This window comes from Rathayibacter sp. Leaf299 (assembly GCF_001423055.1).
Taxonomy (GTDB): Bacteria; Actinomycetota; Actinomycetes; order Actinomycetales; family Microbacteriaceae; genus Rathayibacter; species Rathayibacter caricis.
The window spans coordinates 445,812-463,645 of record NZ_LMNT01000002.1 but is presented as its reverse complement, the minus strand read 5'-3'; the positions used below and the strand labels follow the sequence as shown (position 1 = coordinate 463,645).

Genomic DNA, 17,834 nt, shown 5'->3' with positions numbered 1-17,834 from the left:
CTCGGCACGGCGGAGGAGACCGGGGAGAATGTCGTTCCGCGATGTTTCTAAAACCTTCTCAATGAATTGGTTCTCTAGGTTTTAGAATTGTCGGGTGAGTCCTTCCGCCGATTCGACATCGCTCACCGAGCTGCTCCTCGACGCCGGAGTCGCGGTGCGGATCGTCAGCGCCCGCGAGCTGGTGCTCACGGCCCCGTCCGGCAGCCGGACCCCCGTGCGACTCGTCCCGCTCACTCGGCCGCCCACCTCCTCGGAGATGCGCGACCGTGCACTCGGGGCGCCGGACGGGATCGCCATCGGCTTCGTGACGTCCCGCTCGAACAGCATCAGTCGGCGCCTCGCTCTCGAGGATCCCCGACTCGCCGTCTTCGGCGTCGACGACGGCACCGTCATCGTCGCGGGGAAGGACCTGACGGTCGAGAAGGACGATCTCGCCGCGCATCGGCCCGGCAGGGTGTCGTACGGACGGTTCGCCCTCTATCGGACACTGGCCCGGACACGCGCTCCCCGATCCCAGGCGGTGCTCGCCTCGGAGTGCGGGGTCTCGCAGATGACCGTCTCGAAGCTGCTCACCGCGGACGGGAACCTGGCGCGCCGGACCGGTCGCGGCTGGACCGCCGTGGATCCGCGAGCCCTCGCGGCTCGATTCCTCGCGGAGTACCCCGGGCCGGGAGGCCTCGTGCAGGCCTGGTACTCGACGGCCCCGGTCACGGAGCAGGCGCAGACCGCCGCGACGCTCGGAGAACACGTGCTGCTCTCCGGCGACAGTGCCGCCGACCGACTCGCCCCTTGGAGGATCCCCCGCTCGGCGATGATCTCAGCGCCGGAGAGCCTCCCCCTCGAGAACGACGGGTTCGCCGAAACCGATTCGCGCGAAGCGACGCTGCGGGTGAGTGTGCCGGCGGACCGCACCATCCGATCGACTGCGCACGCGTGGTATCCGGGCGGAGGGATCGTGGACCCTCTCGTCGCCGCCTGGGATCTCCGGACCAGCGGAGGCGCCGATGCGGAGGACGCCGCGGAGCACCTGCTCCGACGGGAGGTGCCGACATGGCGGGACTGAGATCCGTGACCCTCCCCTCCACGTCGCGTGCCGACGACGCAGCACTCCGGGCGCTGCAGGACGCCTCCCGCGCCATCGCGCAGGTCGACGACGCCTGCGTGGTCGGCGGGCAGATGGTCGCACTCCTCGCCGCCGCGTTCCCGACCGCCGGAGCGACCACCCGTCGCACCGTGGACGCCGACGCGGCGGTCTCCCCCGTGATCGCCGCCGCCGGCACACTGCACGCCCTGCTGACAGCCGACGGCTACTCGCCTCTCACGAGCAACCACTACGTCCTCGGCGACCGGGTGATCGACGTCCTCGTTCCGGCGACAGGCCGCGCTTTCGAGACCATGGAGTACGGAGGACGCGCCTTCGACAGCGCACCCGGCCTCTCCCTCGCCCTGACGAACCTGCTCGAGCTCGCCGTCACCGCGGTACTGCTGGACGGAACCGTCCTGACCTTCACCACGCGAGTGCCCGGCGTCGAGCGTGCGGTGATCGTCAAAGCTCTCGCTTTCGGGTCGCGACGAGCACAGAAGGACCTCGTCGATCTCGTCACCCTGCTCGAGATCAGGGACGCGCACGGCCCCGACGTCATCGGAGGATGGCGCATCGGCGAGGACGCGGACTCCGGGGCGCGGGGAGACGCGGCGGCAGTGCTCCGTCGCCTCGCCGGAGCGCCCGGACTCCGCTTGATGCTCCGGGAGTCCGGGCTCCCGCCGGGACGCGTCACGTCGCTCCTGCGCACCCACATCGCGGGGGGCTGACCCCCAGCGTCGGTGGGGAAAGGTGGCCCCTCGGGTCAGAGCACCAGCGCGTGCTCCCCCGCCGCCAGCTCGCGGTCCTCGGCGCCGGGCGAGCGGACGACCGCGGTCGATCCCTCCGGGACCGTGACGGCGAGCTGGACGCCCTCGGTGGTGCGGTCCCAGCGCACCCGCGCGAGGCCGTGCGGGGTCTCGAGGGTCGACTCCGCCCACTGCAGCCGGTCGCCGGGCTGGGGGGCGACGAGGATGCGGGAGTAGCCGGGCTCGAGCGGGGCGAGGCCGCCGACGACGCGGTGCAGCCAGTCGGCGACGGCGCCCAGGGCGTAGTGGTTGAAGCTCGTCATCTCGCCGGGGTTGATGGTGCCGTCGGGGAGCATCGAGTCCCAGCGCTCCCAGATCGTGGTCGCACCCATGGTCACGGGGTAGAGCCAGGACGGGCACTCGCGCTGCAGGAGGAGGCGGTAGGCGGCGTCGACGTGACCGGTCGACGACAGGGCGTCGGTGATGAACGGGGTGCCGGCGAAACCCGTCGAGATCGTGTAGCCGCTCTCGGCCACGAGCTCCTCGAGCCGGTCGCCGGCCCAGCCGAGCTCGTCGTCGCCGAGGAGGCCGAAGACGATCGCGAGCGAGTAGACGGTCGTGCAGTCGCTGACGATCCGGCAGTCGGCGACGTACTGCGAGCGGAAGCCCGCGCGCAGGCGCTCGGCCAGCTCGGCGAACTCGGCCCGCTCCTCCTCGAGGCCCAGCACCGCGGCACTGTCGGTGACGATCCGGGCGGTGCGGTACGCGCAGGCAGTGGCGACGACTCCGGTGTCGGCCTTCGCGTCGGCGGGGTCGTCGGGTGCCGCGTCGGGGTCGAGCCAGTCGCCGAACTGGAAGCCGGTGTCCCAGACGTCGGTGCCCGAGAGCTTCGAGCGGACGCGGCGGGCGTGCGAAGCCATCGACGGGAACGACTCCTCGAGCACCGTCGGGTCGCCGTAGGCCTCCCAGACGGCCCACGGCACCCAGGCGGCGGCGTCGCTCCAGAGCGCGGTGGAGTCCATCGGCGGGAAGTCCGTGCCGGCGGCGCGGCGCTTGAGCACGTCCGGCACGACGAACGGCACGGCGCCGTCGTGGTGGGTCTGCTCGAGGGCGAGGTCGCGCAGCCAGTCGCGGAGGAAGTCCTGCGCGTCGGCGAGGTACACGGCGGTCGGTGCGAACGCGGCGATGTCGCCGGTCCAGCCCAGGCGCTCGTCGCGCTGCGGGCAGTCGGTGGGGACGTCGAGGAAGTTGCCGACCATGCCGCGGTAGACGTTGTCGTGCAGCTGATTCACGAGCTCGTCGGAGCTGCGGAAGGTGCCGATGCGGCGCAGGTCGCTGCTCACGACGACCGCGGCGAGGGCGCCGGGCTCGAGGGCGCCGGGCCCGAGGGCGCCGGGCCAGCCGTCGATCTCGGCGTAGCGGAAGCCGTGGAACGTCAGCGTCGGCTCGAACACGTCCTCGCCGCCCGAGAGCGTGAAGCGGTCGGTCGCCTTCGCCTCGCGCAGCGGGCGCACGCCCAGCTCGTCGTCCTCGAGGACCTCCGCGTGGCGGACCGTGACGACGGTCCCCTCCGGACCCTGCACCCGGACGCGCAGCCAGCCGACGAGGTTCTCGCCGAAGTCGACGAGGGTGCGGCCGGACGGGCTGGTCCAGATCCGCTGCGGCGCGACCTCGCGCAGGCGCCGGACCGGCGGGGCGACGTAGGGCTCGAGGAGGTCGAGGTCGACATCGAGCTCGTGCACGCCCGACCAGCCGGAGTCGTCGAAGCCCGGACGGTTCCAGCCGTGCGGCTCGCGGCGGGCGTCGATGTCCTGGCCGTCGTAGATGCTGTCGGCGGTGGTCGCGCTCGCGCCGGCCCTCCAGCCCTCGCCCGTGGCGACGATCTGCTCGAACCCGTCGGCGAAGCGGAGGCGCAGCTCGGCGAAGCCCGCGATCTCGTCGCCGTAGGGCGCGGCTCCTTCGCCCCAGGTCAGCCGGCCCCGGTACCAGCCGTCGCCCAGGGCGAGGCCGAGGGTCACGGAGTCGGTGCCGATCAGGGCGGTGACGTCGTGCTCGGAGTAGCGCAGGCGCCACTCGTAGCTGGTCCAGCCGGGCGTGAAGAGCTCGTCCGAGACGGGGACGCCGTCGATCCAGGCCTCGACGATCCCGAGCGCCGACAGCCGGAGGACGGCCGAGACGACGGCGCCGTGGCCGGTCTCGAGCGCGGTCTCGCGGCGGAGGAGGGGCGCGCCGTCGAGGGCGTCGTCGGGGGCTGCGAAGCGGGCGGTCCAGTCGGTCATCGTCGTCCTTCTGTGGTGGTGGGGTCGTCGGTCGCGCCGACGAGCGGGGCGGAGGAGGAGCGGATCCGCAGAACGGGATCCACCTCGAAGTGCGTCGGCTCCGTCCGTCCGGCCAGACGCTCGAGGAGCAGCCGGACGGCCCGCTCGCCGAGGTCCTCGCCGGACTGGTCGATCGTGGTCAGGGAGATGCCCGGATGGGCGGCGACCTCGATGTCGTCGTAGCCGACGATCGAGAGCTGCTCGGCCGACAGGCCGGCGTCGGCGCGGGCCCAGAGGGCGTCGAGCGCGAGAGCGTCGTTGCCCGCGAACAGCGCGGTCGGACGATCGGGAGAGCGGAACAGCTCGAGCGAGCGGGCGTAGGCGTCGTCCTGTCCGGGCCCCAGATGGACGACCTCCGGCTCGAGTCCCGCTGCCCGCATCCGCTCCTCGTACCGGGCGAGACGGACGGCGTGCGGAGCGCCGAGGACGCGGCGGACGATGTCCTCGCTCACGGTCAGGTGCGCGATGCGCCGGTGGCCGAGTCCGAGCAGGTGGTCCATCAGCTGATCGGTGCCGGAGACGTCGTCGTTGGTGACGGTGTCGTAGCCGACGGAGTCGTCGTGCCGGCCGAGCATGACGATCGGGGTGTGCAGGGCGAGCTTCTCGAGCCACGACGGCTCGACCATCGGCGAGACGGCGATCAGGCCGTCGACCTGGCGGTCGACGAGCGCCTCGATCGCCCGGAAGCCCTCGCGGGAGTCGCTCTGGGCCGGGGCGACGATCAGCTGGTAGCGGCTGCCGTCGAGTGCGGCCGCGGCGCCCGTGACGATGCGGTTGAAGAAGGAGTTGTCGAGCTGGGGCACCTCGACGCCGATGGTGAAGCTGGCACCGCGCATGGCCCTGGCGGCGACGCTGGGCCGGTAGCCGAGCTCGTCGATCGCCGCGGCGACGCGCTCGCGCATCGACGGAGAGACGCCGTAGGCGTTGCGGATGACCTTCGAGACCGCGGCGCGCGACACTCCGGCACGCAGGGCGACGTCCTGGATCGTGGCCGGTCCACGGGGTCGGCGCTCGGTCTCGCTCATCGCGGTCCCCTCGTCGTGATGCTCGGCGGTCCTCCGCCGGACGGCCTCTGAAGCGACGCCGCGAACGCCACTGTAACGCCTGGAGCACGATTCTGTAGATCGGTCCACGAATTCGTGTAGATCGATTGACACGTTTCACGGCGCCGACGTATGTTCTCCCTGCGCGGCCCGCCGGACGGCCCTCGGGCCCCGGTGGCCGACCGCCCCCGGGCACCCCGCAACACCGCAGTTGTCTTTACATGGAGGTAAAGGATGTCGACCCGACAGAACCGGCGAGCAGTGCTCGCCCTCGGCGCAGGAGGAGCGGCGCTCGCTCTCGCGCTCACCGGCTGCAGCACCGGCGGCGGCGATTCCGCCGACGGATCGACGCTGTCGATCCTCATCGACAACACGGAGCTCGCCGGCGCCCAGATGGACGCCCTGGTCACCGCCTACAAGGAGGTGAACCCCGACGTCACGATCGAGGTCGAGACCCGCCCCGCCGGCAGCGAGGGCGACAACGTCGTGAAGACCCGCCTGGCCACGGGCGAGATGGCCGACCTGTTCGGCTACAACTCCGGATCGCTGTTCCAGGCGCTGAACCCGGACCAGAACCTCGCCGACCTCTCGGACGTCGAGTGGAAGGACTCGCTGACCGAGGACTTCCAGCGCGTCGTCTCGACCGAGTCCGGCTTCTACGGCGCTCCGCTGGGCCAGTCCTTCGGCGGCGCGGTGCTCTACAACAAGGACGTGTACGCCGAGCTCGGCCTCTCGGTCCCGACGACGTGGGACGAGTTCCTCGCGAACAGCGAGGCGATCAAGGCCGCCGGCGACGTCGCCCCGATCGTGCAGACGTACGGCGACACCTGGACCTCGCAGCTCATGGTCCTCGGCGACTTCGCCAACGTCCTCGCCGAGAACCCGGACTGGGCCGACGAGTACACGGCCGGCGACGCGAAGTACGTCGATCAGCCCGCTCTGGCGGGCTTCGAGCATCTGCAGGAGGCGGGCGAGGCCGGGCTGTTCAACGAGGACTTCGCCTCGGCGACCTACGACGACGGCGTGCGGATGGTCGCCACCGGCGAGGGAGCGCAGTACCCGATGCTGACGTTCGCGTCGCAGCCCCTCGTGGCCAACTACCCCGACGCGGCGCAGACGGTCGGCACGTTCCCCCTCCCCGGCGAGTCGGCGGACTCGAACCCGCTCACCGTCTGGCAGCCCGGCGCGGTCTACGTCTCGAAGACCGTCGAGGGCGAGAAGCTCGAGGCGGCGAAGGACTTCCTCGCGTTCCTCGTCTCGCCCGAGAGCTGCGACATCCAGAGCGAGCAGACCGTCGTGCAGGGCCCGTACGTCATCGACGGCTGCGACCTCCCCGAGGACGTCCCCGCGATGATCTCGGACATGCAGCCCTACTTCGACAGCGGGGACACGGCGCCCGCGCTGGAGTTCCTCTCCCCCATCAAGGGGCCTGCGCTCGAGCAGATCACCGTGGCCGTCGGCTCCGGGATCACCTCGGCCGCCGAGGGCGCCCAGCAGTACGACGACGACGTGACCAAGCAGGCCCAGCAGCTCGGCCTCGAGGGCTGGTGACCGGCGGGGCCTCCGCCCCGCACCCCGGGGCGGCGCCTCTCGCGCCGCCCCTCCCTCCCCTTCCCGCCCGATCGACGGAGATCCGATGACCGCACTGACGCAGGAGCGCCCCACTCCGGCGAGCGCACCCGCCCCCGAGAAGCCCGCGCGGCGCAGGGCCATGAAGAGCCCGTACCCGACCTGGTTCTACCTGCCCGCCGGCGTCTTCTACGTGGTGCTGTTCCTCGTGCCGACCGCGGCCTCCCTCTACTTCTCTCTCACGCGCTGGACGCTGTTCGACTCGACCTTCATCGGGTTCGACAACTTCGTCGCGTTCTTCCAGGACCCGGCGCTCACGACCGGGTTCGTCAACACGTTCGTCTACGCGGCGATCACCTCCGGCCTCAAGATCGTCCTCGGGATGCTGCTGGGCCTGCTGCTCAGCTCGCAGATCATCGGCCGCGGATTCCTGCGCAGCGTCGTGTTCTTCCCGGTGCTGGTGTCGACGATCGGCATCGGCATCACCTTCAAGGTGCTGCTGGACCCCTTCGACGGCGTCGTGAACCAGGGCCTGGCAGCGATCGGAATCGCCGGTCCCGGCTGGCTGACGGATCCGCAGTGGGCGCTGTTCTCGGTCGCCCTGGTCGACGTCTGGAAGGGCGTCGGACTCGCGACGCTCATCTACATCGCGGGCATCGTCGCGATCCCGCAGGACTACTTCGAGGCGGCCCGCGTCGACGGCGCCGGCGCCTGGCACAACTTCCGGCACATCACTCTGCCGCTGCTGCGTCCCGCCACGGTCACCGTGATCCTCCTCTCGCTCATCGGCGGGCTGCGCTCGTTCGATCTGATCTGGGCGATGACGAAGGGCGGGCCGGGCTTCACGAGCGACGTGGTCGCGTCGGTCATCTACAAGCAGTACCAGGCGGGCTTCTACGGCCTCTCGACCGCCGGCAACGTGATCCTCTTCCTCGTCGTGGCGGCGCTGATCTTCCCGCTCTCGGCCTGGCTCAACCGGAAGGACAAGGAGCTGTGACCGCGACACCGATCACCCCCACTCCGCTCTCGACGACCCCTCTCGATCCCCCGACCGCGAAGGTGCGGCAGCGCGGCGTCGGCCGCGGCTCGCGCCTCTGGCGCTGGGGCGGCGGCATCACCGCGATCGTCCTCGCCGTGATCGTCTTCATCGTGCCCTTCCTCTTCATCGTGCTGACCGCGTCCAAGACGCAGCAGGAGGCGTCGCTGCTCGGCTTCACGCTGCCGACGCAGTGGAACTTCGTCGAGAACCTGCAGGAGGTCGTCTCGGCGCGGAACTTCGTACTGCTGCGGGCGTTCGTGAACAGCGCGGTCCTGACGATCGTGTCGGTCGCGATCATGGTGGTCCTGGCCGCGATGGTCGGCTACGTCCTCCAGCGCCGCCGGTCGAGGTGGAACCCGCTCGTCAACGGGTTCGTGCTCGCCGGCCTGATCATCCCGCCGGCGGTCGTGCCGACGATCTGGGTGCTGCAGGGCCTCGAGCTCTTCAAGACACTGCCCGGCCTGATCGCCGTGCACGTGGCCTTCGGCCTCTCGTTCTGCATCCTCCTGTTCCGCGCCTTCGTCTCGACGATCCCGCGCGAGCTCGACGAGGCCGCGACGATCGACGGAGCCGGACCGTTCCGCCTGTTCTTCACGGTGGTGCTGCCGCTGCTGAAGCCCGTGATCGTGACGGTGATCGTGGTGCAGGCGGTGACCGTGTTCAACGACTTCACCTACGCCCTGTACTTCCTGCCGGGCGACGAGAACGCCACCGTGCAGCTGACGCTGTACAACTTCTCGTCGCAGTCGGTGTCGTCGTGGAACCTCCTCTTCATGGACGTGCTACTCATCACGATCCCGCCGCTGATGATGTACATCTTCTTCAACCGCCAGATCGTGGCCGGCATGACCTCCGGAGCCGTGAAGGGCTGATCCGAAACGGGCCCGCCCTCCTGCGCGCCCCGTCACGAGCGCGGCAGCCTGTTCGGGGAGACCGACTCGCGCGGGCCGGCCTGCGGGGTGACGCGCACGGTCGACACGACCTCGATCTCCGACTCCGGGAGGTCGAGGAGCAGGGCGGCCGCCGCGCGGGCCACGGTGTCCACCTCGCTGACGGTGGACACCCGCACCGCGGTGCCGAGCTCGGGGATGCTCACGAGCCACGTGCGCCGGTCGCGCTCCGCGACGGCGGCGAGGGTGCGGACCGTCAAGGTCCGATCCCCTCCGCCCGCTCCGTCCGGCGGCCGAGGGATCGAGGGGATCCCGGGTCCGGCAGGTCCGCGGGCCCGACGAGTCGGCGGAGCCACGCGGGTCGGCGCGAGCGGCGGAGCGCCCGCGCCCAGCGGACGTCGGTGCGCGCCTCCTGCCGCGGGTCGAGGCGGTGGAGCACACCGCCGCGCGACTCCTCGATCAGGACGAGGGAGGCGGGGACGAGGTGGAGCCGCCGGGGCGGCTCGCGGTCGGGGTGCGGGTGGCCGGCGCGGGTGCGCAGCAGCTGCTCCAGGCGCTCGGGGTCCGGAGCCGACCAGGTGCTGACACCGGTGAGTCCGCCGGGCAGGGCGAAGCGCTCCGTGACGTGGAGCGGGAGATCGGAGGGGGACGTCATGGACAGCGCCTTCTGGGTCGGGGCCCGCTGGAGACGGGGCGGTCTGAGAGGAAGAGGGTGCGGGTCCCCGCGCCGGTCGGCAGCGGGGACCCACGGTCGCATCACGCGCGGCCGGACCTCGGACGGAGGCGTCGGACCAGCAGCAGGCCGCCGCCGGCCAGCAGCAGCGTCCCCGCGCCGAGCACGCCCGCTCCACCGGCGACCCCGGTCGACGCGAGGGTCGCGGTGGTCGCGATCACCGTCGGGACCACTCCGACCGGCGGCACGACCACCTCTGCGCAGGACGCCGCGGTGTCATCGGCGCACGGGTTGCCCACGACGGTCGGCGCGAAGCCCTCGGGCAGGTCGTCGATCGAGGCGCGGTTCGGGATCGTCCACGCGTCGACGCCGTCCGCGACGGTGCCGGTGACGCGGAACACGGTCGACGCTCCCGGAGCGAGGTTCAGGCCCTCGACCGACAGGTCCCCCGACTCCGGGCCGCCGTCGCGCGAGATCGTCACGTCGGAGAGGTGCGCGAGCGTCGGCAGGTCGACGACCGTGAATCCTCCGGCCGGTCGATCGCCCGTGTTGCGGACCGCGATCTCGAAGCCGGCCCGACCACCGTGCGCGACCGTCCCGGTCAGGGCGGTCTTGACGATCTCGAGCCGGCCCTCGAGGGGCGGCACCGGGATCTCGGCGCAGGAGGCGGTGGGCTCGTCGGCGCAGGCGTTCTCGACGAGGGGAGGCTCGAAGCCGGTCGGCTGCTCGGTGATCGTCGCGCGGTTGCGCACCGTGAGCGCGTCGTAGCCGTCGGCCACCCGGCCGCTGACGTGCAGGGCGACCTGCCCGCCCGCCGGGATGCCGAGTCCCGTGACCGGCTCGGTCGCGGGCTGCACTCCTCCGGCGCCGTCCTCGATCGTCGCGTCCAGGAGGTGCTCGAGTGCAGGCACGTCGGTGACCGTCACTCCGGACGCGTCGACGGTGCCGGAGTTGCCCACGACGACGTCGAAGCCCGCCGCGCCGCCGTGCGCGGCCGACGGCTGCGAGGCCGTCTTGCGGAGCCACAGCCGCGCCTCGCCGACGGTGTGCGGCACCGTCGCGCAGGGGTTCGCATCGGTGCCGACGGTCGACTCGGAGGGCTGGAAGGGCGCCGACGCGAGGCAGGCCGTGTTGACCAGTGAGCGGTCCCCGTCGCCGCCCACATGCAGGACGACGTCGAAGAGGAGCTCCGCGACCGTGCCCACCGGCAGGGTCCCCGCCGCCCAGGTGATCCGCCCGGTCGCGGGATCGACCGCCGCCGAGCCGTGCGAGGTGCGGATCGAGGCCTCGTCCAGATCGGCGTCGTCGAACACCCCCTCGTCGAGGAAGTCCACGGCCGAGGCGTCCACCGCGTCGCCGGTGCCGTCGGAGGTCAGGGTCACCCGGTAGGGCACCCGGGCTCCGGGGGTCAGCGGCGCGTCCGAGGCGACCGACGAGGTCTTGCCGATCGTGACGTGCGGGGCCAGCGCCCCGAGGCCCGCCTCGGCGGACGCCCCGTCGGCTCCGTAGGCCCAGTCGTCGATGGCGCGCAGGTCGCCGTAGGAGCCGTGCACGGAGTCGTTCGCGTTGGGCGTCCGGTCCTGGTCGGTGTCGTCGCTGCGCCAGCGGTGCACCCCTGCGCTCGAGTCGACCCCCTCGGCACCGGAGGAGACACGCGAGGTGACGGAGTAGCGCTCGGAGTTCGACTCCTCGAGCAGCGAGTCGTCCCAGTGGATCGCCGCGGGATCGCCGCCGCCGCCGGTGGAGCGCACGATCGAGACGCCGCCGACCGAGGTCTCGGCGTCGACCCGGGTGAAGTGGAACTCGTTGGTACGGCCGATCGCGGCCCGGAACCGGACGTCGGGGTCGGTCGTGTCGACGGCGTCGCCGCGGCCGTCCAGGCCGTCCCATGCGACGGCGAAGGGCCCGGGCGCGGCGACGATCTCGGTCAGGCGGACGTCGCGCTCGCCGTCCCAGCGGCCGTCGCCGTCGGCGTCGATGTCGACTCCGACCGTGCCGGGCTGGGTGCCGAGCACTCCGGTCAGCGAGCCGGCGTTCGAACCCGAGCCGGAGCGCCGGTAGGCGAGGTCGGCGATGGTGGGCGCGGCGTAGGCGGGCGCGATCGAGGCGGGCAGATCGGCCGAGGGAGGATCGAGGAACAGCTTGTACGTCTGCAGTCCGTCGACTCCCGTGCGGCCCGACGGCTGGAGGAACTGCGCTCCGACGCCTCCCGCCTCGGTCGACTGCGGCATCGGCACCGAGAGGTAGGAGGGATCGGAGGAGCCGACCCGCACGTTGCCCTTGTTCGTCGCCTGGAGCGTGGACGCGACTCCGTCGTAGTCGCGCAGCGTCATGTCGTAGCGCGCCCCCGTCTCGGTGACGGCGTGCAGCGTGAAAGTGGAGCGCCGGTCCTCGGCGCGGGGATAGCTCTCGCGCGCTCCGGACTGGATCCCGTAGGACGTCGACCAGACCCGGCCCGCGATCGCCTCCCCCTCGGCCGACGAGACGCCGATGCTCCAGACGAGGTTGACCGGCGCGGCCACGTCGTCGTCGGTGACGCTCACCCGGAAGACGCCGGTCGCGTCGGCGACGAAGGATCCGCCCGCGGCGGTGCTCGGCGGCGCCCCGCGCGGGAACACCTGCGTGTCGAGCACGGTGCCGTCGGGCGCGGTGACCGCCGCGGTCCCTCCTCCACTCTCCCCTTCGCCCGACCCCGAGCCGCCCTTCAGCGGATGCAGGTCGACCTGCAGCACCTCGCCCGCGCGCAGCCAGGCCGAGACGGTCGTGACGCCCCCGTTGGTCGCTCCGCCGTGCAGCAGGGTGTTGTCGAGCGTGGTCCGCGGAGGGTCGCCCGCCGCCGCCGCGGGCAGCGCCAGGGCTCCCCCGCCGAGCAGCCCGCCGACGAGCGCGCAGCCCGTCGCCGCGGTGACCGCCGCCCGGAGGCCGCCCCTCCGACGATCAGCCGGCCCCGATCGTTCCGTTCGACTCATCCGTAGTCCTCTCCTCAGCCGCTCGTGCGCATCCGCGCCGGCGACGGTCCGCTTCAGCCCCGTGCGAGGAGAGTAGTGACCATCTGCATGTGGGCGGAGGGCAGGCGCGGAGCACTGTGGAGAACTCACCGGACGAGGTCGTGGGGAGGAGGGGTAGCGGTCGGAGGATCGTCCAGGTCACCGCGCCATTCCCCCGCGCACCCCTCCTCCCTACCCTCGGGGCATGGGATCCACCGCCGCCTCCTCTTCCCTCCTCGCCGCGCCCGCCGAGGCCGCCGCCGTGCTCGCCGAGGGCGGTGCCGCTGTCTGGGAGACCGCGCTGATCCTGCCCACCTACGCGCCGGAGGAGCCCAGCCGCCTGCCGATGTTCCTCGACCGCCGCGTCTACCAGGGCTCCAGCGGCCGGGTGTACCCGCTGCCGTTCATCGACCGGATCGCGCCCGAGCCGGTCGACCGCGAATGGCGGGCCGTCGTGCTCGAGAACGAGTTCGTGCAGGTCGTGGTCCTCCCGGATCTCGGCGGACGCATCCATTCGGGCCGCGACAAGACCATCGGCTACGACTTCTTCTACCGCAACTCCGTCATCAAGCCGGCCCTCGTGGGCCTCGCCGGACCCTGGGTCAGCGGCGGCGTCGAGTTCAACTGGCCGCAGCACCACCGCCCCGGCACCTTCCTGCCCACCGACCACGAGATCGGGCGCGACGAGGACGGCTCCGTGGTCGTCTGGTGCTGCGACCACGACCCACTCAGCCGCATGAAGGGGCTGCACGGCGTGCGCCTGCGACCCGGCTCGAGCCTCGTCGAGCTCGACGTGCGGCTGCACAACCGCACCCGCGAGCGCCGCACCTTCCTCTGGTGGGCGAACGTCGCCGCCCGGGTCCACGACGACTACCAGTCCTTCTTCCCGCGCGACGTGCAGCACGTCGCCGATCACGCGCGGCGCGCCATCACCGCGTTCCCCGCGGCCGACCGCCCGTACTACGGAGTCGACTACCCCGCCCGGGCCGAGCAGGATCCGGGCGCGGAACGCCTCGACTTCTACCGCAGCATCCCGGTCCCCACCTCCTACATGGTCGTCCGCACCGAGGACTCCTTCTTCGGCGGCTACGACCACCGCGCCGGCGCGGGCTTCGTGCACTGGGCCGACCGCCGCGTCGCGCCCGGCAAGAAGCAGTGGACCTGGGGGGACGCGCCGTTCGGGCACGCCTGGGACGCGCAGCTGACCAACTCCGACGGCCCCTACGTCGAACTCATGGCCGGAGTCTTCACCGACAACCAGCCCGACTTCTCGTGGCTGATGCCGGGCGAGACGAAGACGTTCACGCAGTACTGGTACCCGATCCGCGGCATCGGAGTCGCGCACCAGGCGACCCGCGAGACGGCGGTGCACCTCGACGTCGAGGGCGGCCGCATCCGGATCGGAGTCGCGACGACGCGTCGGCACCCGGCCGCGACCGTGCAGCTCCTCGACGACGGCGCCGTCCTGCGCGAGTGGACCGTCGACCTCGGACCGGGCGCTCCGCTGGTCGCGGACGTCCCCACCTCCCGGACCGATCCGGCGGGGCTGGCGGTCGTCGTCCGCTCCGGCGGAGCGACCCTGCTCGCCTACGAGGTGCCCGCGAGGGTGCAGCAGGAGGAGCCGGAGACGGCCACCGAGCCGCCGTCGCCGCGGGAGACCGCCTCCGTCGACGAGCTGTACCTCACCGGCGTGCACCTCGCGCAGTACCGGCACCCCACCCGCTCGCCGCTGCCCTACTGGCGCGAGGCCCTGCGGCGCGATCCCGGGGACGCGCGCGTCCACCTCGCGCTCGCCGAGCACGCGTACGGCCGCGGCGAGTACGACGAGGCGCTCGAGCACTGCGACGCGTCGCTCCGCCGCCTCACCGCGCACAACGCCAACCCCGCCGACACCGAGGCGCTGCACCTGCGCGGGCTGATCCTCGTGCGCCTGGGCCGCCGGCGCGAGGCCGCCGCCGCGTTCGGCAAGGCCGCGTGGGACGGCAAGTGGGCGCACGCCGCGCTCGTCGAGAGCGCGTGCCTCCTCGCGGCCGACGGCGACCACTCCGCAGCCCTCGACGACGTGCGGACCGCGCTGCGCCTGGACACCGACGACCTCCGCGCCCGCGCGCTCGCCGTCGTCTGCCTCCGCGCCCTCGGGCGTGCGGAGGAGGCGGCGCGGCTGCTCGGCGAGACCCTCGCGCTCGATCCGCTCGACCAGCTCGCCCGGACCCTGGACGGACGCGACCCCGCCGATCCGTTCGCGCGGATCGACGCGGCCCTCGACCTCGCCTCGTTCGGCGAGACGGCCGAGGCGGAGCGACTGCTCGCGTCGGTGCTGCACGGGGCGCCCGCTCCGGAGGGGGCCGGCAGCGCCGCCGCGCCCGCCGGCTACCTGCTCGCCCACCTCCTCGAGCGGCAGGGCCGACGCGATGACGCCGCCGCCGTCCGTCGCGACGCCGCCTCGGTCGACGCCGTCCGGGCGTTCCCCGCGGGCCTCGACGCGCACGACGCGCTCGTCGCGGCCGTCGCCGCCGATCCAGCCGACACCCGCGCGCACGCGCTCCTCGGGATGCTGCTCTACGACGCCGGACGCCGCGGGGAGGCCGCCGAGCACTGGCGACGCGCGATCGCCGGCGGCAGCACCGACGCGGTCACCCACCGCAACGCCGGCCTCGCCGCCTACAACGACTCCGGCGACGACGACGCGGCGTGGTCGGCCTACCTGCGCGCCCGCGAGCTCGCTCCCGACGACGCCCGGATCCTCTACGAGCTCGACCAGCTCGCCGCGCGCCTCGGCCACGACGACCGGCTCGCCCGCCTCGAGAGCGAGCTGCCGCTCGTGCTCTCGCGCGACGACCTCACCGTCGGGTACGCCGAGCTGCTCACCGCCGCGGGACGGGCCGCGGAGGCGCTCGACCTGCTCGAATCGCGCCCGTTCCAGCCCTGGGAGGGAGGCGAGGGACGCGCGCTCGCGGCCTGGGACGCGGCACGCGCGGCCCTCGGACTGCCGCTCGGCACCCCTCCCGCATCGCTCGGCGAGGCGCGCCCCGCCTTCACCGCACCGGCGGCCGTGCGCGAGGACGGATCGACCGACTACTTCGCGACAAGCCTGCCCGAGCTGCTGCTGTTCCACCGGGAGTGAGGGACGCCCGCTCCCGGTGCGAGCTCACTCCCCCGTGAAGAGCGCGTTGCACTCGAGCTGCAGCGCGACGTCGTCCCACATCGGGTGCTGCGGAGCCGCGTTCGAGCAGACGATCGAGCCCCAGGCGCCGACGCGCCGCGACTCCGTCATCGCGAGGCGGCAGTACTCGGCGCCGATCGCGCCCTCCTCGAAGCGGCCCTCGAGCGGCGTGTAGCCGACCCAGCCCTCGCCGAAGACGAGCGGGACGCCCCGCAGCGCCGCGTGATCGGCCGCGACGGCGATCCACTGCCGCAGCGTCGAGCGCATCTCGAGGTGGTGCCGGGCGTAGTGCTCCTCGAGCCAGCGGTCGATGGCGGAGGCGTCGCCCCAGTCGTGCGCGTAGATCTCGCCGCGGCCCACGATCGTGGCCGTCAGCTTCCACTGCGACTCGGGCGGCAGGGTCCACTCGGCGATCGGAGGGGCGCCCTCGAGCAGGAACGCCCGCTCGGCGCGCTCCTGCTCGAACCCCTCGAGGGGTCCGCGCAGGCCGAACTCGCTGATCATCTCGTTCAGCACGCCGTAGATGTAGGGATGGAGGGCCAGCACGTCCGAGTTCCACGGGATCCCGCGCATCCCGCCGACGGGCACGTGCGCGTAGTTCACGGCGCACGGCACCCCGGGCGAGAGCTCGTGGAACCGGTCGATCCCCCGGGTCAGGCGCGGAGTGAGGGCGACGGTCGCCGCGTCGATGTCCGTCAGGTCGACGTCCAGCCCGTCGGTGAGGTGCCCCGCCTGCACCTCGTTGTGCAGCTCGACGTAGGCGATCCGGTCGTCGAGACCGTGCTCGGCGACGAACGCCACCAGCGCGGCCTGCGCCTCGGCGAGCCGCTCGGCCCGCTCCTCCGGCGCCACGGCCGTCAGGGCGTCGAACCAGTCGCGCTCGAAGGCGAAGGACGAGGACTGCTGGTACTCCCACGACGAGACGATCACGAACACGCCGTGCCGTCGCGCGGCCTCGAACAGCGCGAGCAGGTGCGCGCGGCCGTCGATCACCGTCTCCTGCTTGACGTCGTACCAGCGCACGCGCTGCCCGTAGGCGCCGCCCAGCGGGCCGAGCCGGAGCTCGCGCGTGTCGAGTCCCGAGCCGAAGAGGAGGAACGGCATCGCGCAGATGCGGATCGTGTTGTACCCGCGCTCGACGGCGCCCGCGAAGGCCGCGTCGAGGTCCTCGAACGGCTCGCCGGGGCCGGTGCGGACGTACCAGGAGAAGTCCCAGAGGGTGATCGTCAGCGTCTCGGGCAGATGGGCGGGCAGCGGGACCGGGACGTAGCGGGAGTCGGGGTAGAGGGGTGCGCGGTTCCGGACTGCGGGGTTCTGGGCTGCGGAGTTCTGGGCCGTCATCGCGCCAGCCTAGGCAGCGCGCCGCGCCGTTCCCATGGCGGATCCGACGGACCGGCTGGACGATCCTCCGTTCCTCGTACACTCGACGACGTGGCGATGACGGACGGCTTCCTCGGGCAGAGACTGCGAGTGCTCCCGGCTCCGCTGGTGCAGCGGGCCCTCGCCGAGCCGATCACCGACCGGCTCCTCGTGACCGATGCTGGACACTTCCCGCATGCGGCGTCCCACAGCCGGAGTCGCCCCCACGGCGCGGACGAGGCGATCGTGATCCTGTGCACGGCCGGCCGTGGCGCGGTCCACGCGGGCGGAGCGACGACGGTGGTGTCGTCCGGGCAGGCCGTCGTGCTGCCCGCCGGCACCCCGCACCGCTACGGCGCCGACCCCGCCGAGCCGTGGTCGGTCTGGTGGCTGCACGTGCGCGGCGCCGACGTGCCCGCGCTGGTCTCGGCCGCTCTCGGCGACGCCACCGGCCCGGTCGTGCCGGTCGGCGACGCCTTCGCCGCCAAGGCCCTGATCGAGCAGGCCGTCCTCGCGCTCGAGCGCGACGAGACCGCCGCGAGCCTCTACTCGGCGAGCGGAGCGGCGTTCCACCTCCTCGCGCAGCTCGCCGCCGACCGCTCCCGCGGCCCCGTCGAGTCCGGCGACCGCATCCGCCTGGCGCAGGAGCACCTCCGCGAGCACTTCGCGTCGCCGACCAGCATCACCGAGCTCGCCGCCCTCGCCGGCCTCAGCCCCTCGCACTTCTCGGCCCTGTTCACCCGCGCGACGGGCCTCGGAGCCGTGGAGTACGTGAAGCGGCTGCGCAGCGCCCGCGCCCGCGAGCTGCTGATCACCACCGACGACACCGTCGCCGAGATCGCGCAGGCGGTCGGCTACTCCGACGCCTTCTACTTCTCGCGCCAGTTCCGCGCCGTGAACGGCACGAGCCCGTCGCAGTACCGGGCGGACCACCGCGCTCAGGCCTGAGCACTCCGCGGCGCG

Annotated in this window: 13 protein-coding genes; 7 read left to right on the top strand and 6 right to left on the bottom strand. The window is 72.6% G+C overall.

What is annotated here, in order from left to right; genetic code table 11:
* Nucleotides 1-94 precede the first annotated feature (94 nt).
* Both ASF48_RS09375 and ASF48_RS09370 read left to right on the top strand, forming a co-directional pair.
* On the top strand, nucleotides 95-1,063 hold the full coding sequence (locus ASF48_RS09375) for a hypothetical protein (protein WP_055790184.1): 969 nt from the start codon (nucleotides 95-97) through the stop codon (nucleotides 1,061-1,063).
* The gene (locus ASF48_RS09370) at nucleotides 1,051-1,812 is read left to right on the top strand and encodes a hypothetical protein (RefSeq protein ID WP_055790180.1); all 762 of its coding nucleotides are present in this window, start codon (nucleotides 1,051-1,053) and stop codon (nucleotides 1,810-1,812) included. The genes ASF48_RS09375 and ASF48_RS09370 overlap by 13 nt, the downstream gene beginning before the upstream one ends.
* A 35-nt stretch (nucleotides 1,813-1,847) precedes the next feature.
* Here the strand turns inward: ASF48_RS09370 and ASF48_RS09365 are convergent, their stop codons facing one another.
* The gene (locus tag ASF48_RS09365; protein ID WP_055790179.1) at nucleotides 1,848-4,109 is read right to left on the bottom strand and encodes an alpha-L-rhamnosidase; all 2,262 of its coding nucleotides are present in this window, start codon (nucleotides 4,107-4,109) and stop codon (nucleotides 1,848-1,850) included.
* Nucleotides 4,106-5,173: a LacI family DNA-binding transcriptional regulator gene (locus ASF48_RS09360; protein ID WP_055790176.1), complete on the bottom strand. Its 1,068-nt coding sequence runs from the start codon at nucleotides 5,171-5,173 to the stop codon at nucleotides 4,106-4,108. The genes ASF48_RS09365 and ASF48_RS09360 overlap by 4 nt, the downstream gene beginning before the upstream one ends.
* A gap of 252 nt (nucleotides 5,174-5,425) precedes the next feature.
* On the opposite strand from ASF48_RS09360, the gene ASF48_RS09355 reads away from it, so the two are divergent.
* From ASF48_RS09355 to ASF48_RS09345, 3 genes are all read left to right on the top strand, one after another.
* Nucleotides 5,426-6,742, top strand: a complete 1,317-nt coding sequence (locus ASF48_RS09355) for an ABC transporter substrate-binding protein (protein ID WP_055790175.1) — start codon at nucleotides 5,426-5,428, stop codon at nucleotides 6,740-6,742.
* Nucleotides 6,743-6,827: 85 nt separating this feature from the next.
* Nucleotides 6,828-7,757: a carbohydrate ABC transporter permease gene (locus ASF48_RS09350; RefSeq protein WP_055790173.1), complete on the top strand. Its 930-nt coding sequence runs from the start codon at nucleotides 6,828-6,830 to the stop codon at nucleotides 7,755-7,757.
* Between the two features lie 116 nt (nucleotides 7,758-7,873).
* The gene (locus tag ASF48_RS09345; protein WP_235577239.1) at nucleotides 7,874-8,671 is read left to right on the top strand and encodes a carbohydrate ABC transporter permease; all 798 of its coding nucleotides are present in this window, start codon (nucleotides 7,874-7,876) and stop codon (nucleotides 8,669-8,671) included.
* Between the two features lie 32 nt (nucleotides 8,672-8,703).
* Here the strand turns inward: ASF48_RS09345 and ASF48_RS09340 are convergent, their stop codons facing one another.
* The 3 genes from ASF48_RS09340 to ASF48_RS09330 all read right to left on the bottom strand — a co-directional run bounded on the left by ASF48_RS09340 (nucleotide 8,704) and on the right by ASF48_RS09330 (nucleotide 12,331).
* On the bottom strand, nucleotides 8,704-8,949 hold the full coding sequence (locus ASF48_RS09340) for a hypothetical protein (protein ID WP_055790172.1): 246 nt from the start codon (nucleotides 8,947-8,949) through the stop codon (nucleotides 8,704-8,706).
* Nucleotides 8,946-9,344: a hypothetical protein gene (locus tag ASF48_RS09335; RefSeq protein WP_055790168.1), complete on the bottom strand. Its 399-nt coding sequence runs from the start codon at nucleotides 9,342-9,344 to the stop codon at nucleotides 8,946-8,948. The genes ASF48_RS09340 and ASF48_RS09335 overlap by 4 nt, the downstream gene beginning before the upstream one ends.
* Before the next feature lie 101 nt (nucleotides 9,345-9,445).
* On the bottom strand, nucleotides 9,446-12,331 hold the full coding sequence (locus ASF48_RS09330; RefSeq protein WP_055790165.1) for a DUF7927 domain-containing protein: 2,886 nt from the start codon (nucleotides 12,329-12,331) through the stop codon (nucleotides 9,446-9,448).
* Between the two features lie 223 nt (nucleotides 12,332-12,554).
* Between ASF48_RS09330 and ASF48_RS09325 the strand changes: the two genes are divergently transcribed.
* On the top strand, nucleotides 12,555-15,473 hold the full coding sequence (locus ASF48_RS09325) for a DUF5107 domain-containing protein (protein ID WP_055790162.1): 2,919 nt from the start codon (nucleotides 12,555-12,557) through the stop codon (nucleotides 15,471-15,473).
* Between the two features lie 24 nt (nucleotides 15,474-15,497).
* On the opposite strand, the gene ASF48_RS09320 is transcribed toward ASF48_RS09325, so the two are convergent.
* Complete coding sequence (locus ASF48_RS09320; RefSeq protein ID WP_082481183.1) at nucleotides 15,498-16,853, bottom strand: cellulase-like family protein; 1,356 nt, start codon at nucleotides 16,851-16,853, stop codon at nucleotides 15,498-15,500.
* A 96-nt stretch (nucleotides 16,854-16,949) separates the two neighbouring features.
* On the opposite strand from ASF48_RS09320, the gene ASF48_RS09315 reads away from it, so the two are divergent.
* Nucleotides 16,950-17,819, top strand: a complete 870-nt coding sequence (locus tag ASF48_RS09315; RefSeq protein ID WP_055790160.1) for an AraC family transcriptional regulator — start codon at nucleotides 16,950-16,952, stop codon at nucleotides 17,817-17,819.
* Nucleotides 17,820-17,834: the final 15 nt, after the last annotated feature.

Coding starts and splice junctions, on each gene's coding strand:
- ASF48_RS09365 (WP_055790179.1), bottom strand. CDS start 4,109: ATGACCGACTGGACCGCCCGCTTCGCAGCCCCCGACGACGCCCTCGAC.
- ASF48_RS09360 (WP_055790176.1), bottom strand. CDS start 5,173: ATGAGCGAGACCGAGCGCCGACCCCGTGGACCGGCCACGATCCAGGAC.
- ASF48_RS09350 (WP_055790173.1), top strand. CDS start 6,828: ATGACCGCACTGACGCAGGAGCGCCCCACTCCGGCGAGCGCACCCGCC.
- ASF48_RS09370 (WP_055790180.1), top strand. CDS start 1,051: ATGGCGGGACTGAGATCCGTGACCCTCCCCTCCACGTCGCGTGCCGAC.
- ASF48_RS09355 (WP_055790175.1), top strand. CDS start 5,426: ATGTCGACCCGACAGAACCGGCGAGCAGTGCTCGCCCTCGGCGCAGGA.
- ASF48_RS09315 (WP_055790160.1), top strand. CDS start 16,950: ATGACGGACGGCTTCCTCGGGCAGAGACTGCGAGTGCTCCCGGCTCCG.
- ASF48_RS09330 (WP_055790165.1), bottom strand. CDS start 12,331: ATGAGTCGAACGGAACGATCGGGGCCGGCTGATCGTCGGAGGGGCGGC.
- ASF48_RS09320 (WP_082481183.1), bottom strand. CDS start 16,853: ATGACGGCCCAGAACTCCGCAGCCCAGAACCCCGCAGTCCGGAACCGC.
- ASF48_RS09335 (WP_055790168.1), bottom strand. CDS start 9,344: ATGACGTCCCCCTCCGATCTCCCGCTCCACGTCACGGAGCGCTTCGCC.
- ASF48_RS09325 (WP_055790162.1), top strand. CDS start 12,555: ATGGGATCCACCGCCGCCTCCTCTTCCCTCCTCGCCGCGCCCGCCGAG.